Origin of the sequence: Bradyrhizobium sp. SZCCHNR1002, assembly GCF_032381435.1 — a bacterium.
Lineage (GTDB): Bacteria > Pseudomonadota > Alphaproteobacteria > Rhizobiales > Xanthobacteraceae > Bradyrhizobium > Bradyrhizobium aeschynomenes.
Genome location: NZ_JAUHIS010000005.1, coordinates 387,309 through 400,866, shown reverse-complemented (window position 1 = coordinate 400,866; position 13,558 = coordinate 387,309). Strand labels below are relative to the sequence as shown.

The 13,558-nt window shown below is 65.7% G+C and carries 11 protein-coding genes; 3 read left to right on the top strand and 8 right to left on the bottom strand.

What is annotated here, in order from left to right; genetic code table 11:
* Positions 1–45: 45 nt before the first annotated feature.
* The 6 genes from QX108_RS24385 to QX108_RS24360 all read right to left on the bottom strand — a co-directional run bounded on the left by QX108_RS24385 (position 46) and on the right by QX108_RS24360 (position 8,627).
* Positions 46–1,683 (bottom strand): ABC transporter ATP-binding protein, encoded by a 1,638-nt coding sequence (locus QX108_RS24385; protein ID WP_172133736.1) that lies wholly within the window; start codon positions 1,681–1,683, stop codon positions 46–48.
* Between the two features lie 5 nt (positions 1,684–1,688).
* Positions 1,689–2,867 (bottom strand): ABC transporter permease, encoded by a 1,179-nt coding sequence (locus QX108_RS24380; RefSeq protein WP_172184063.1) that lies wholly within the window; start codon positions 2,865–2,867, stop codon positions 1,689–1,691.
* Positions 2,867–3,979 (bottom strand): microcin C ABC transporter permease YejB, encoded by a 1,113-nt coding sequence (locus tag QX108_RS24375; protein WP_315724329.1) that lies wholly within the window; start codon positions 3,977–3,979, stop codon positions 2,867–2,869. Before QX108_RS24375 ends, QX108_RS24380 begins: the two co-directional genes overlap by 1 nt.
* 3 nt (positions 3,980–3,982) lie before the next feature.
* Positions 3,983–5,851 (bottom strand): extracellular solute-binding protein, encoded by a 1,869-nt coding sequence (locus QX108_RS24370; RefSeq protein WP_315783575.1) that lies wholly within the window; start codon positions 5,849–5,851, stop codon positions 3,983–3,985.
* Positions 5,852–5,856: 5 nt separating this feature from the next.
* On the bottom strand, positions 5,857–7,701 hold the full coding sequence (locus QX108_RS24365; protein ID WP_315783573.1) for an extracellular solute-binding protein: 1,845 nt from the start codon (positions 7,699–7,701) through the stop codon (positions 5,857–5,859).
* Positions 7,702–8,078: 377 nt separating this feature from the next.
* On the bottom strand, positions 8,079–8,627 hold the full coding sequence (locus QX108_RS24360) for a c-type cytochrome (RefSeq protein ID WP_315783417.1): 549 nt from the start codon (positions 8,625–8,627) through the stop codon (positions 8,079–8,081).
* A 241-nt stretch (positions 8,628–8,868) separates the two neighbouring features.
* Between QX108_RS24360 and QX108_RS24355 the strand changes: the two genes are divergently transcribed.
* Together QX108_RS24355 and QX108_RS24350 are read left to right on the top strand one after the other, a co-directional pair.
* Complete coding sequence (locus tag QX108_RS24355; protein WP_172110105.1) at positions 8,869–9,609, top strand: 3-deoxy-manno-octulosonate cytidylyltransferase; 741 nt, start codon at positions 8,869–8,871, stop codon at positions 9,607–9,609.
* Positions 9,610–9,630: 21 nt separating this feature from the next.
* Positions 9,631–10,494: a prephenate dehydratase gene (locus QX108_RS24350; RefSeq protein WP_315724324.1), complete on the top strand. Its 864-nt coding sequence runs from the start codon at positions 9,631–9,633 to the stop codon at positions 10,492–10,494.
* A 127-nt stretch (positions 10,495–10,621) separates the two neighbouring features.
* Here QX108_RS24350 and QX108_RS24345 read toward each other — a convergent pair whose 3' ends face one another.
* Positions 10,622–11,512 carry a LysR family transcriptional regulator gene (locus tag QX108_RS24345; RefSeq protein WP_315783414.1) on the bottom strand — a complete coding sequence of 297 codons (891 nt, stop codon included), beginning with the start codon at positions 11,510–11,512 and terminating at the stop codon, positions 10,622–10,624.
* A 122-nt stretch (positions 11,513–11,634) separates the two neighbouring features.
* On the opposite strand from QX108_RS24345, the gene QX108_RS24340 reads away from it, so the two are divergent.
* Positions 11,635–12,294 (top strand): SDR family oxidoreductase, encoded by a 660-nt coding sequence (locus tag QX108_RS24340; protein ID WP_315724319.1) that lies wholly within the window; start codon positions 11,635–11,637, stop codon positions 12,292–12,294.
* Between the two features lie 164 nt (positions 12,295–12,458).
* On the opposite strand, the gene QX108_RS24335 is transcribed toward QX108_RS24340, so the two are convergent.
* Positions 12,459–13,478 (bottom strand): LLM class flavin-dependent oxidoreductase, encoded by a 1,020-nt coding sequence (locus QX108_RS24335; RefSeq protein ID WP_315783412.1) that lies wholly within the window; start codon positions 13,476–13,478, stop codon positions 12,459–12,461.
* Between the last annotated feature and the right edge of the window lie 80 nt (positions 13,479–13,558).

Sequence of the window (13,558 nt, the reverse complement as noted above, 5' to 3'; positions counted from 1 at the left end):
CGCCATTTATGAGAGCGCAGCAGAGCGGCTCCGGGCGAGCGCTGTCTAGCTCGCCGCCGCCCCGTTCCCCGCCGTCTCGTTGCGGAACGCCGCCGCAAACAGCGCCCGCGTGTAGTCGGTCTTCGGCGCCTTGAACAGCTGCGCGGCGGGGCCCTCCTCCACCACCTTGCCGTGGCGCATCACGATGAGATGGCTGGCCAAGGCGGCGACGACGCGCAAATCGTGCGAGATGAACATGTAGGTCAGTTCGCGCTTGCGCTGCAGCTCGCGCAGCAGCTCGACCATCTGGGACTGGAACAACATGTCGAGCGCCGAGGTCGGCTCGTCGAGCACGACGAAGCTCGGCTCGAGCACGACCGCACGCGCCACCGAGATGCGCTGGCGCTGGCCGCCGGAAAATTCGTGCGGATAGCGGAAGCGGGTCTGCGGATCGAGGCCGACATCGGTGAGCGCCTTGACGACCTTCGCCTCGGACTGCTCCTCCGACAGATCAGGCTGATGCACGCTCAAGCCTTCGGCGATGATGTCGCCGACCGACATGCGCGGGCTGAGCGCGCCGAACGGGTCCTGAAACACGATCTGCATGTCGCGGCGGAACGGACGGACCTGCTTGAAGGTCAGCCCCTGGATCTCGCTGCCGAGGAACACGATCGGACCGTCGGAGGAGATCAGCCGCAGCAGCGCCAGCCCGAGCGTGGTCTTGCCCGAGCCGGATTCACCGACGACGCCGAGCGTCTCGCCCTTGCGCACGGCGATGCTGACGCCGTCGACCGCCTTGATGTGGCCGACGGTGGAGCGGAACAGGCCGCGCTTGATCGGAAACCAGACCTTGAGATCCTTGGCCTGCATCACCACCGGCGCATCGGGCCGCGGCGGCGCCGGATCGGGCTTCGGCTCGGCCGCGAGCAGCGCCTTGGTGTAGGGATGGGACGGCGACGTGAACACCTGCTCCACCGGACCCTGCTCGACGATCTTGCCGCCGTTCATGACGCAGACGCGGTCGGCGATGCGGCGGACGATGCCGAGATCATGGGTGATGAACAGCAGGCTCATGCCGAGCCGCGCGCGGATGTCGGCGAGCAGCGCCAGGATCTGCGCCTGGACGGTGACGTCGAGCGCGGTGGTCGGCTCGTCGGCGATCAGGAGGTCCGGCTCGTTGGCGAGCGCCATCGCGATCATCACGCGCTGACGCTGGCCGCCGGAGAGCTGGTGCGGATAACTGCCGAGCCGCGTCTCCGGCTCGGGGATGCCGACCTGGGTGAGCAGCTCGAGGGTGCGCGCGCGCGCGGCGCTGTTCGAGATCGACTGATGCAGTTGCAGGATCTCGCCGATCTGCCGCTCGATCGTGTGCAGCGGATTGAGCGAGGTCATCGGCTCCTGAAAGATGATCGAGATGTCGCTGCCGCGGATCTCGCGCATCTCGCCTTCCGACAGCGGCAGGAGATCGCGGCCCTTGAAGCGGATGCTGCCCGAGGGATGCGAGGCGACAGGATAAGGCAGCAGCTTCAGCACCGACAGCGCGCTGACCGACTTGCCGGAGCCGGACTCGCCGACCAGCGCAATGCATTCACCGCGCTTGATGTCGAACGAGACACGGTCGACCGCGGTCACCACGCGGCCCTGCTGGTGGAAGGCCACCGAGAGATCCCTGACCGAGAGCAGCGGCTGGCTGATCGCATCCATGTCGCTCACCTGAACGTCTTGCGCGGATCGAACGCGTCGCGCACGGCCTCGCCGATGAAGATCAGCAGCGACAGCATGATCGCGACCGAGAAGAAGCCGGTGAGGCCGAGCCACGGCGCCTGCACGTTGGACTTGGCCTGCGACAGCATCTCGCCCAGCGAGGGCGAGCCGGGCGGAAGGCCGAAGCCGAGGAAGTCGAGCGCGGTGAGCGTCATCACCGAGCTCGACACGATGAAGGGCAGGAAGGTCATGGTCGCGACCATCGCGTTGGGCAACAGATGCCGCCACATGATGACGACGTTGGAGACGCCGAGCGCACGCGCCGCCTGGATGTATTCGAAATTGCGGCCGCGCAGGAATTCGGCACGGACCAGCCCGACCAGCGACACCCAGGAGAACAGCAGCATGATGCCGAGCAGCGTGAAGAAGCCGGGCACCAGCACCGCCGACAGGATCAGGAGCAGATAGAGATAGGGGATCGCGTTCCAGATCTCGATGAAGCGCTGGAACAGAAGATCGACCCAGCCGCCGAAATAGCCCTGCACGCCGCCGGCGGCGATGCCGATGATGGAGGAGAAGAACGTCAGCGACAGGCCGAACAGCACGGAGATGCGGAAGCCGTAGATCAGACGCGCCACCACGTCGCGGCCCTGATCATCGGTGCCGAGCCAGTTGTATTCGAGATCGCGGCAGCTCTTGAGCCCCTTCTTCTCGACCACCGCCTTGCACTGCGATTCCTTGAGCATCCAGGTCGGCGGCGACGGCGCCGGCGTCGGCAGATCGAGATTGTGGGTGGCATAGGAATAGCGGATCAGCGGCCAGATCACGGTGCCGCCCTTGTCGGCGATCAGCTTCTGCAAGTACGGATCGCGATAGTCGGCCGCGGTCTCGAAGTCGCCGCCGAACGCCGTCTCCGGATAGGAGACGAAGGCCGGCCAATACAGATGGCCGTCGAACTTGATCAGGAACGGCCGGTCGTTGGCGATCAGCTCGGCGAACAGGGAGACGATGAACAGAAACAGAAAGATCCACAGCGACCAGTAGCCGCGGCGGTTGGCCTTGAAGTTCTGCCAGCGGCGCTGATTGAGCGGCGACGGCCGGAAGCGATGCCGGGTCGGCGGCACGGCCTCGCCGAGCGGCGCCTGCGTGGTGGTCTCGACCGGGGGAGTGGCTGTGAGCGTCATCAGACCTCCCGCGCCTCGAAATCGATCCGCGGATCGATCCACATGTAGGTGAGGTCGGAGATCAGATTGACCACGAGACCCAGCAGCGAAAAGATGAAGAGATTGCCGAACACGACGGGATAGTCACGATTGAGAATGCTCTCGAACGAGAGCAGGCCCAGGCCGTCGAGCGAGAAGATGGTCTCGATCAGCAGCGATCCCGAGAAGAAGGCGTGGATGAAGGTGCCCGGAAAGCCCGCGATCACGATCAGCATGGCGTTACGGAATACGTGGCCGTACAGCACCTGGCGCTCGCTGCAGCCCTTGGCACGCGCGGTCATGACGTATTGCTTGCGGATCTCGTCGAGGAACGAATTCTTCGTCAGCAGCGTCATCGTCGCGAAGGCGCCGAGCGCCATGGACAGCAGCGGCAATGTGAGGTGCCAGAAATAGTCGATGACCTTCCAGTACCACGGGAAGTCGGACCAGCCGTCGGAGGTCAGCCCGCGCAGCGGGAAGATGTTGAGGAACGAGCCTCCGGCGAACAGGATGATAAGCAGGATCGCGAACAGGAAGCCGGGAATGGCGTAGCCGACGATGATCACGGCCGAAGTCCAGACGTCGAAGCGCGAGCCGTCCTGAACGGCCTTGCGGATGCCGAGCGGAATCGAGATCAGATAGGTCAGCAGGGTCATCCACAGACCGAGCGATATCGACACCGGCAGCTTCTCCTTGATCAGCTGCAGCACGCTGGTGTCGCGGAAATAGCTCTTGCCGAAGTCGAAGCGCGCGAAGTTCCAGACCATCAGCGCGAAGCGCTCCGGCGCCGGCTTGTCGAAGCCGAACTGCTTCTCGAGCTGCTTGACGAAGGCCGGATCGAGCCCCTGCGCGCCGCGATATTTGGAGTTGGTGTCGCCGCCCGCACCGACCTGCCCCGGCGGCCGCGCGCCGAAATCGGAGCCGCTGCCGCCGGAGATGCGCGAGGTGCCGCCGGTGTCCGCGCCGGTCAGCTGCGCGATGACGCGCTCGACCGGCCCGCCCGGCGCGAACTGCACCACGACGAAGGAGATGAAGAGGATCCCGAGCAGGGTCGGGAGCATCAGAAGCATGCGGCGGAGGATATAGGCAGCCATGAACTACTTCGCCTGCTCCAGCTTTGCGGCCTTGGCGGCATCGTACCACCAGATGTCCGGGGCGCCGACACCCGAGGCATATTTCGGCGGCTTCGGCGGGTGGCTGAACTGATCCCAATAGGCGATCGGATGGGTCTGCCGATACCACTGGGGAATCCAGTAATGTCCGGCGCGGAACACGCGGTCGAGCGCCCGGCAGGCGAGCGTCAGATCGGTGCGGGTCTCCGCGGCGATCGCCTTGGCCACCAGCGCGTCGATGGCGGGATTGCTGATCCCGGCCAGATTGTACGAGCCCTTGGTCTTGGCGGTGTCCGAGGTGAAATAGGCCCTGAGGCCGTCGCCCGGCGTCGGCGACATCGACAGCCGCTGCACCGTGATGTCGAAGTCGAATTCCTCGACCCGCGCGCGATACTGCACGGCATCGACGATGCGCAGATCGGCATCGATGCCGAGCGTCTGCAGGTTCTTGATCAGGGTGCCGTGATGCGGCTTGAACGAGACCTCGTCGATCAGGAACTCGATCGCGAAGACCTCGCCCGACGGCAGCAGCCGCTTGCCGTCCTTCACCGGCAGTCCCGCCTGCTGCAGCAATTGCATGGCCTTGCGCAGCAACGCGCGATCCTGGCCCGAGCCGTCCGAGGCCGGCGGCACGAAGGGTTCGCCGAACACGTCGTCGGGCACCTGGCCGCGGAACGGCTCGAGCAGCTTCAGCTCCTCCGGCGACGGCGGACCGACCGCGACCATGTCCGAGTTCTGGAACGGCGACACCGTGCGCGCATAGGCGCCGTACATGATGGTCTTGTTGGTCCACTCGAAGTCGAAGGCGTAGGTCAGCGCCTGGCGGACGCGCGGATCTGAGAACTTGTTGCGGCGGGTGTTGATGAACCAGCCCTGCCCGCCCGACGGCGTCTCGTCCGGCAACAGCTCGCGCTTGACGCGGCCGTCCTTGATCGCGGGGAAGTCGTAGCGCGTCGCCCAGATGCGCGAGGTGAACTCCTCGCGATACAGATAGCTCTTGGCGGTGAAGCCCTCGAAGGCGACGTCGCGGTCGCGATAGAACTCGTAGCGCACGATGTCGAAATTGTAGAGGCCGCGGCTGACCGGCAGGTCGGCCGCCCACCAGTCCTTGACGCGCTCGAACTCGACGTAGCGGTTGATCTCGTATTTTCCGACCTTGTACGGCCCGGAGCCGAGCGGAACGTCGAGCGGGTTCTCGTCGAAGGCGCGGTTGGCGTACCAGGCCTTGGAGAAGATCGGCAGGGTCACGACGTAGAGCGGCACGTCGCGCGCGCGCTTCTCGACGAAGCTCACCACGACGGTCGCGTCATCGAGCGCCTCGGCCTTCACGAAGTCGCGCAGCTGCACGATGATGAGCGGATGGCCCTTCTCCTTCAGCGTATTGAGCGAGAAGGCAACGTCATGAGCGGTGATCTTCGAGCCGTCATGGAAGCGCGCTTCGGGCCGTAGCGTGAAGCGATAGGTCAGCTTGTCGGCGGAGATCGCGACCGACTTGGCGACCAGGCCATAGACTGCGTCGGGCTCGTCGCTCGCGCGCACCATCAGCGATGCGAACGTCATGTCCATGCCCTGCGCGCCCTCGCCCTTGAGGACATAGGCATTGAACGAGTTGAACGTCTGGTAGGACTGGTTGTAGGCGCGGGTCGATGGGATCAGCGAGAACAGCCCGCCCTTCGGCGCGTCCGGATTGACGTAGTCGAACTGCCGGAAGTCGGCCGGATACTTCAGATCGCCGAACGCCGACATGCCGTGCGATTCGGCGCCGAACTCCGCAGCCATGGCCGGGCGCAGGGCGACGGCGCTTGCCGCGCCGAGCCCGAGCCCGAGCACGTCGCGGCGTGACAGATGGAACAGCTTGCTCAAGAGCGCTTCACCTTGGCAGCCTTGTCGGCGTCGTACCACCACAGCGACGGCCAGCCGGTGCTGGCATATTTCGGGAACGGCTCGAAATGGCTGAACCGGTCCCAGCGCGCGCTGCGCGCGAACGGATAGGTGAACTGCGGCACGACGTAGAAATTCCACAGCAGCACCCGGTCGAGCGCGTGCGTAGCCGCTTCCAAGGTGGCGCGATCCCTGGCGAAGATGATCTTCTCGATCAGCTCGTCGATTGCCGGGTTCTTGATGCCGGCCGTGTTCTTCGAGCCCTGCTCGTCCGCGGCCTTGGAGCCCCAGAAATCGCGCTGCTCGTTGCCGGGCGACAGCGACTGTCCCCAGACATCGGTGATCATGTCGTAGTCGAAGGTGCGCACCCGCTGCTCATACTGGACGTTGTCGACCTGGCGCACCGTGACGGTGACGCCGAGCCGCTCCAGCGACGGCTTGTAGAACAGCACGATGCGCTCGGACGACGGGTCCTGGACCATCAGCTCGATCGCGACCGGCTTGCCGGCCGGGTCGACCAGCTTGCGGTCCTTGATCTCGTAGCCGGCCTCCTTCAACAGCTTGGTGGCCTCGCGCAGATTGGCGCGGACGTTCTCGGGGTTGCCGCCGACCGGGTTCTGGTAGACCGTGGTGAACACCTCCGGCGGAACCTTGTCGCGCATGCCTTCGAGGATCTGCAGCTCCAGGCCCTGCGGCAGGCCGGAGCTGGCGAGCTCGGTGCCTTCGAAATAGCTGTTGATCCGCTTGTAGATGCCGAAGAACAGCTGCTTGTTCATCTCCTCGAAGTCGAAGGCGTAGTTGAAGGCGCGCCGCAGCCGCGCGTCCTGGAATTGCGGACGGCGCAGGTTGAAGACAAAGGCCTGCATGCGGCCGGAATCGCGGATCGGAAACTCGTGCTTGATGACCCGCTTGTCGGCAATCGCCGGGAACTCGTAGGCCGTCGCCCATTGCTTGGCCGAATTCTCGTTGATCCAGTCGGCCTGATCGGCCTTGAAGGCTTCGAGCGCGACGAGATTGTCGCGGAAATACTCGAACTGCAGCTCGTCGAAATTGTTCTGGCCGATCCGCACCGGCAGGTTGGCGCCCCAATAATCCTTGACGCGCTCGACCTTGATCGAGCGGCCGGGCACGAACTCCTTGATGCGATAGGGGCTCGATCCCAGCGGCGGCTCCAGGCTCGTCGCCGTGACGTCGCGCTTGCGGCCCTGCGCGTCGGTGCCCTCCCACCAATGCTTCGGCAGCACCAGCAATTCGCCGACGATGTGCGGCAGCTCGCGGTTGCCCGGCCCGTCGAAGCTGAACTTGATCTCCTGGTCGCCGATCTTCTCCGCCTTCACGACATGCCGGTAGTAGGAGCCGTAGAACGGGCTGTTCTTCTTGAGCACGTCGAGCGAGAAGATGACGTCCTCGGGCGTGACCGGCTTGCCGTCGTGCCAGCGCGCCTCCTTGCGCAGGCGATAGACCACCCAGGAGTAGTCGTCCGGATAGGCGGCCGCCTCGGCCAGCAGGCCGTACTCGGTCGAGACCTCGTCCTGCGCCCGCGACATCAGCGGCTCGTAGACGGTCATCGCGGCCGCGGCGATGTTGCCCTTCACATACATCACGACGATGTTGAAGTTGTCGAACGTCCCGAGCGAGATCATCCGGGCGGTGCCGCCCTTCGGCGCGTCCGGATTGACGTAGTCGAACCGCTTGAAGTCGGCCGGATATTTCAACTCGCCGAACAGCGACAGGCCGTGGCGCCAGACCAGTTGCTCGCCGGTCTGCGCCTGCGCGGCATCGAGAGGCGCGAGGCTGGCGGCGGTGCCGAGCGCCGGGGTCATCGCAGCGATGACGCTGCTCTGCAGGAGCTGTCGTCGGGTAATCGTCAAATGAGACTTCCTCTGAATAAGACCGCTCGAAAGCGCCTGGCCGGCGCCGGCCATCGATGCTTCCTGATCCAACGTTTGATCGTAACCCAATCCGGACGGGACAGGCTGCACCGGCCGAAGCAGGGCGCTCCGGACCTTCCGAACCTGTTCCATTCAGGGACCAATATACGGCAAGGTTTCGACGGATAACCTTGCTTTTTCCTCATGATACCGGGTTGTGAACGACCGGCATGCGACCAAAGGTCCCAAATGCGGCAAAATTCGCTTCCCCCATAAGCAAAACGGCCGGGCGAAGCCCGGCCGTGTGCAATGCGAGATTAAGTCGCGGGTTACTTGGCTGCGGTCGGCAGCGGCGCCGGGCTGTCGGCCAGCGAGTTCAGATAGGCCAGCACGTCGGCACGCTCCGAGTCCTTCTGGATGCCGGCGAAGCCCATCGCGGTGCCCGGGATGTAGCCCTTGGGATTGGCGATGAACTGGTTCAGCGCATCGATCGTCCAAGTGCCGCCCTTGGCCTTGATCGCCGCGGAGAAATTGAAGCCGCGGCCTTCGCCGATGTGGTCGCCGACGATGCCATAGAGGTTGGGACCGACGCCATTCTTGCCGCCCTTGTCGAAGGTGTGGCAGGCGGCGCACTTCTTGGCGGCGGCAGCGCCCTTCTCGACCGACGCGGTCTGCAGCAGCTTCTCGATCGGCTCGGCGGCAGCCGGCGCAGCGCTACCCTTGGCCGCGCCCTCGGCTTCCTTCACGGCGATCTCGAAGCCCGGCTTCTCCGGCATTTTCGGCGCGAACAGCGCGCTGGCGGAAAAGCTCGTCACCAGCACGACCAGGCAGGCGGCCAGAACGGCGCCGAGGATTTTGTTAAGTTCGAAGGAGTCCATTTTGGAATCAGGCTCCGAGGGCGGATTTCATGGCTTGGAGGCCGCGGGGCCGCGGCCGTGAATCGCCCCAGGATTTCGTGAAGGCATCGAGCGGAATCGAGCCGTCGCGCCTCCCCCTGCGGCAGAAGTGAGATATCGGTTTGCCCGTGCTCTGGCAACCCGTATAAGCGGGCCGTTTTTGCTGTCCCCCATCAAGTCCCGGACGCGCTGTTGCGACCGGCTCCGAGCTATCGTTCCCCGGATGACCCGCTCCAAGATCCTCGTGCTGATCCCGGCCCGCATGGCCTCGACCCGCCTGCCCGGCAAGCCGCTGCTCGACATCGCCGGCGTGCCGATGATCGTGCAGGTGCTGCGCCGTGCCCAGGAGGCGGCGATCGGCCGCGTGGCCGTGGCCACCGATACGCCGGAGATCGCCGCGGCCGTGACGGCTGCGGGCGGCGAGGTGGTCATGACCAAGCCCGATCATCCCTCCGGATCCGACCGCATCTACGAGGCGATGTGCAAGCTCGACCCGGCCGGTGAGGCCGAGATCGTGGTCAACCTGCAGGGCGACTTTCCGACCATCGATCCCCAGAGCATCAGTGACGTGCTGCCGCCGCTTGCGGACCCCGCCGTCGACATCGCCACCTTGGCGGCCGAAATCCACACCGAGGAAGAGAGCCTGAACCCCAACGTGGTCAAGGCCGTCGGCTCGCCGCTGTCCGGGCGGCGCATGCGCGCGCTGTACTTCACCCGGGCCACGGCGCCGCATGGCGACGGACCGCGCTACCACCACATCGGCCTCTACGCCTACCGCCGCGCGGCGCTGGAGCGCTTCGTCAGCCTGCCCCCGTCGCCGCTGGAACAGCAGGAGAAGCTGGAACAGCTCCGCGCGCTGGAGGCCGGCATGCGCATCGACGTGATGGTTGTCGATGCCGTCCCGCGCGGCGTCGACACGCCGGCCGATCTCGAAACCGCGCGCCGGCTGCTGTCACAGACCTAAGCTGCTGCTACAAGGCCCCTCATGAGCAAGATCTTGAAAATCGCATTCCAGGGCGAGCCGGGAGCCAATTCCCACATCGCCATCTCCGAGGCCTATCCGACCGCCGAGGCCATGCCCTGCCCGACCTTCGAGGACGCGTTGGCCGCGATTTCCTCCGGCGAGGCCGATCTCGGCATGATCCCGATCGAGAACTCGGTGGCCGGTCGCGTCGCCGACATCCACCATCTGCTGCCGGGCTCCGGCCTGTACATCATCGGCGAGTGGTTCCTGCCGATCCGCCACCAGCTGATGGCCCTCAAAGGCACCAAGCTCGCCGACATCAAGACCGTCGAGAGCCACGTCCACGCGCTCGGCCAGTGCCGCCGCATCATCCGCCAGCTCGGCGTGCGCCCGATCGTCGCCGGCGACACCGCCGGCAGCGCGCGCGACGTGTCGCAGCGGGGCGACAAGAGCGTTGCCGCGATCGCCTCGCGCCTGGCCGCAGACATCTATGGCCTCGACATTCTGGCCGAGGACATCGAGGACGAGGCCCACAACACCACCCGTTTCGTCGTGCTGGCGCGCGAGCCGCAATGGGCCGAGCAGAACTCCGGCCCGCTGGTGACGAGCTTCGTGTTCCGCGTCCGCAACCTGCCGGCGGCGCTGTATAAGGCGCTCGGCGGCTTCGCGACCAACGGCGTCAACATGACCAAGCTCGAAAGCTACATGGTCGACGGCAATTTCTTCGCCACGCAATTCTACGCCGATGTCGACGGCCATCCGGAGGACAAGGGGCTCGCGTTCGCGCTGGAGGAGCTGAAGTTCTTCTCGCGCGAGCTGCGCATCGTCGGCGTCTATCCGGCCCATCCGTTCCGGGCGACGTTCAGCGAGCGCCTTGAAGGCTAGGCTGTTTGGCCGTCATTCCGGGATGGTCCGAAGGAGCAGACCCGGAATCTCGAGCTTCGGACTTCACCTCGAGATTCCGGGCTCGAGGCCTGCGGCCTCGCCCCGGAATGACGCCGAATTCGGCCTCCTACCCTTCGACATAGGCGGCGAGCTCGGCTGACGTTCCCGTCGGGAAGGCATCCTTGAGGTGATCGAGAAACGCCGACACGCGGGCGCTCAACAGCCGGCGCGACGGATACAGCGTCCATAGCGCGACCGGCGGCGCGTCGAGATCGGCCCAATGCACGAGACGCCCGGCCGCGATATCGTGGCTGGCGAGCGACAACGGCAGGCACGCCGCGCCCACACCGGCGCGAACGGCATCGCGCACCATGATCAGCGAGGTCAGCCGCAGGATCGGCTCGACGGAGATCCGAGCCGGTCCTGCCGGCCCCGTCACGACCCAACTCGTGATCTGGTCACCGCTGCGAACGATGGCGCGCACGGGCGCTCCATCGTCGGGCCGGGGAAGCGCGGGGTGAGCGACCACGACCATCCGGTCGCGCAGGAAGATGCGCCCGACCAGGCTGTCGTCGGGAGCGGGGTTGACCCGGATCACCAGGTCGTAGCCCTCCTCGACCATGTCGACAGTCCGATCGTCCGTGGTCACGTCTAGGCGCACGTCCGGGTATCTCAGCGCAAAGGTCGCGGCGAGCTTACCCATCGCCATCTGCGAGAACAGCAGCGGTGCGCTGATGCGCAGGCGGCCGCGCGGCGTCTGGCCGCCTGATGCGATCGCGCCGACGGTCTCGTCGAGCTCGGTCAGCAGCGCGCCGGTGCGCTCGTACAGCGCCCGCCCCTCCTCGGTCAGCTTCAGCGCGCGTCCGCCGCGCTCGATCAGGCGGATGTCCAGGGCTGCCTCGAGCTCGGCGACCCGGCGCGACAACGTCGCCTTCGGCCGCCCACTGGCCCGCGCGGCCCGGCCGAAGCCGCCGTGCCGGGCGACGAGCGTGAAATCGGCAAGCGCGAGTAGATCCATCGTTCCACCAGTGAGACAAGCCGTCCAAGAATAGCGTCTGTTGGCTCAAATGTGGATCGCTATTTCCCAGTTCAGCTTTCGGACCGCCCACGCGGGGGTCCAATTCAGAACAGGAGACGACTATGACCACCGACGACAACAACGAGACCAGGCGCAACATCCTCGTGCTCGGCGCCACCGGCGGCACCGGACGGCTGATCGTCCGCGATGCGCTGGCGCGCGGCCATCACGTCAGCGCGCTGGTGCGCTCGCCCGAAAAGGCCGGTGATCTGCAAGGCGCGCAACTGATCGTGGGCGACGCCCGCGACGAAGCCACGCTGCGCAAGGCGCTGAAGGGACAGGATGCCGTCATCAGTTCGCTCGGCACGTCGCTCAGCCCGTTCAAGGAGGTCACGACGCTCTCGACATCGACGCGCGCGCTGGTCGAAGCGATGAAGGCGGAGGGCGTCGCGCGACTGGTCGCGATCACCGGGATCGGCGCCGGCGACAGCAAGGGACATGGCGGCTTCGTCTACGACCGCCTGATCCTGCCGCTGCTGCTTCGCAATGTCTACGCCGACAAGGACCGGCAGGAGGCGATCATCCGCGACAGCGGGCTCGATTGGGTGATCGTGCGCCCCGCGATGCTCAACGACAAGCCGGGTGGTCGGGCAGTGCGCGCGCTGACGGATCTCGCAGGCTTCCACGGCGGCACGATCGCGCGCGCCGATGTCGCGCGCTTCGTCGTGGACCAGGTGAGCGACGACACTTTCCTGCGCCGCTCGCCGCTGATCACATGGTGAGACCAAATATCCCGTCATTCCGGGGCAATCGTCCATGCGGTCACGCATGGCGATTGAACTCGGAATCCCGAGATGATGAAGAAGAACTGCAAGACAAGCTCTGGATTCCGGGTTCAAGGCCTGCGGCCTTGCCCCGGAATGACGTCGAGGGGATGGAAGAGTAGTTACGCCGCCGCCTGCCGCTCCAGGCCGAAGGCGTCCGCGAGCAGGGTGTAGGAGCGCTTGCGGGCCTCGTGGTCGAAGATCGCGGTGATCACCATCAGCTCGTCGGCCTGGCTCGCCGCGATCATCGGATCGAGCTTGGCGCGCACCGTGGCCGGCGAGCCGACGAACAGCCGCGAGCGGTTGCGGGCGATCGAGGCACGGTCCGAGTCTGTGTACGGATAGGCTGCCGCTTCCTCCGGGCTCGGCAGCGGCAGGAATTGGCCGCGGTCGCGTCGGAGGCGGTTGAGGTCCATCGACGAGGCCAATCGCTCGGCTTCAGCATCGGTTTCCGCCGTCACCACCGCGACCGCCAGGATCGCATGTGGCTGCGAGCGCCAGCGCGACGCGGTGAAATGAGCGCGATAGTTGGTCATCGCGTCGATCGCATCGTGGTTGGCGAAGTGATGCGCGAAGCCAAAACCCATGCCCATCTGCGCCGAGAGCTCGCTGGAATAGTCGCTGGAGCCGAGCAGCCAGATCGGCGGCAGCGGCGCATCGTCAGGCATCGCGATGACGTTGTTGTAGGGATGGCCAGCGGGAAACTCGCGCGTCTCCCATAGGGTCAGCTCGTGCAGCCGCTCGAGGAAATCGTCGCCTTCGCGGCGGTCGAGCCGGCTCCGCAACGCATAGGCCGTGGTGCCGTCGGTGCCGGGCGCGCGGCCCAGACCGAGATCGATGCGGCCTGGGAACAGCGCTTCCAGCATCTTGAAGCGCTCGGCCACCACCAGGGGCGCGTGATTGGGCAGCATCACGCCGCCGGAGCCGACGCGGATGTGCTTGGTGACGGCAGCGATCTGCCCGATCATGATGTCGGGCGACGGGCTCGCCACCGAAACCAGGCTGTGATGCTCGGCGAGCCAGTAGCGGACATAGCCGAGCTGGTCGACATGGCGCGCTAGGTCGATGCTGTTGCGCAACGCCACCGAGGCCGGCGTGGCCGTCGTTGTGACCGAGAGGTCGAGGACTGAAATCGGGATCATGTCTTCAACGTAATGGCTGCACGGGCCGCGACAATGGGCCAGCCGCGCCGGTGATCTGCTGGAAATGCAGGGATCACGTC

What these genes read in the sequence shown, in the direction of transcription:
- QX108_RS24385 (WP_172133736.1), bottom strand. Translation starts at nt 1,683, where the DNA reads ATGGATGCGATCAGCCAGCCGCTGCTCTCGGTCAGGGATCTCTCGGTG.
- QX108_RS24380 (WP_172184063.1), bottom strand. Translation starts at nt 2,867, where the DNA reads ATGACGCTCACAGCCACTCCCCCGGTCGAGACCACCACGCAGGCGCCG.
- QX108_RS24375 (WP_315724329.1), bottom strand. Translation starts at nt 3,979, where the DNA reads ATGGCTGCCTATATCCTCCGCCGCATGCTTCTGATGCTCCCGACCCTG.
- QX108_RS24365 (WP_315783573.1), bottom strand. Translation starts at nt 7,701, where the DNA reads ATGACCCCGGCGCTCGGCACCGCCGCCAGCCTCGCGCCTCTCGATGCC.
- QX108_RS24360 (WP_315783417.1), bottom strand. Translation starts at nt 8,627, where the DNA reads ATGGACTCCTTCGAACTTAACAAAATCCTCGGCGCCGTTCTGGCCGCC.
- QX108_RS24355 (WP_172110105.1), top strand. Translation starts at nt 8,869, where the DNA reads ATGACCCGCTCCAAGATCCTCGTGCTGATCCCGGCCCGCATGGCCTCG.
- QX108_RS24350 (WP_315724324.1), top strand. Translation starts at nt 9,631, where the DNA reads ATGAGCAAGATCTTGAAAATCGCATTCCAGGGCGAGCCGGGAGCCAAT.
- QX108_RS24345 (WP_315783414.1), bottom strand. Translation starts at nt 11,512, where the DNA reads ATGGATCTACTCGCGCTTGCCGATTTCACGCTCGTCGCCCGGCACGGC.
- QX108_RS24340 (WP_315724319.1), top strand. Translation starts at nt 11,635, where the DNA reads ATGACCACCGACGACAACAACGAGACCAGGCGCAACATCCTCGTGCTC.
- QX108_RS24335 (WP_315783412.1), bottom strand. Translation starts at nt 13,478, where the DNA reads ATGATCCCGATTTCAGTCCTCGACCTCTCGGTCACAACGACGGCCACG.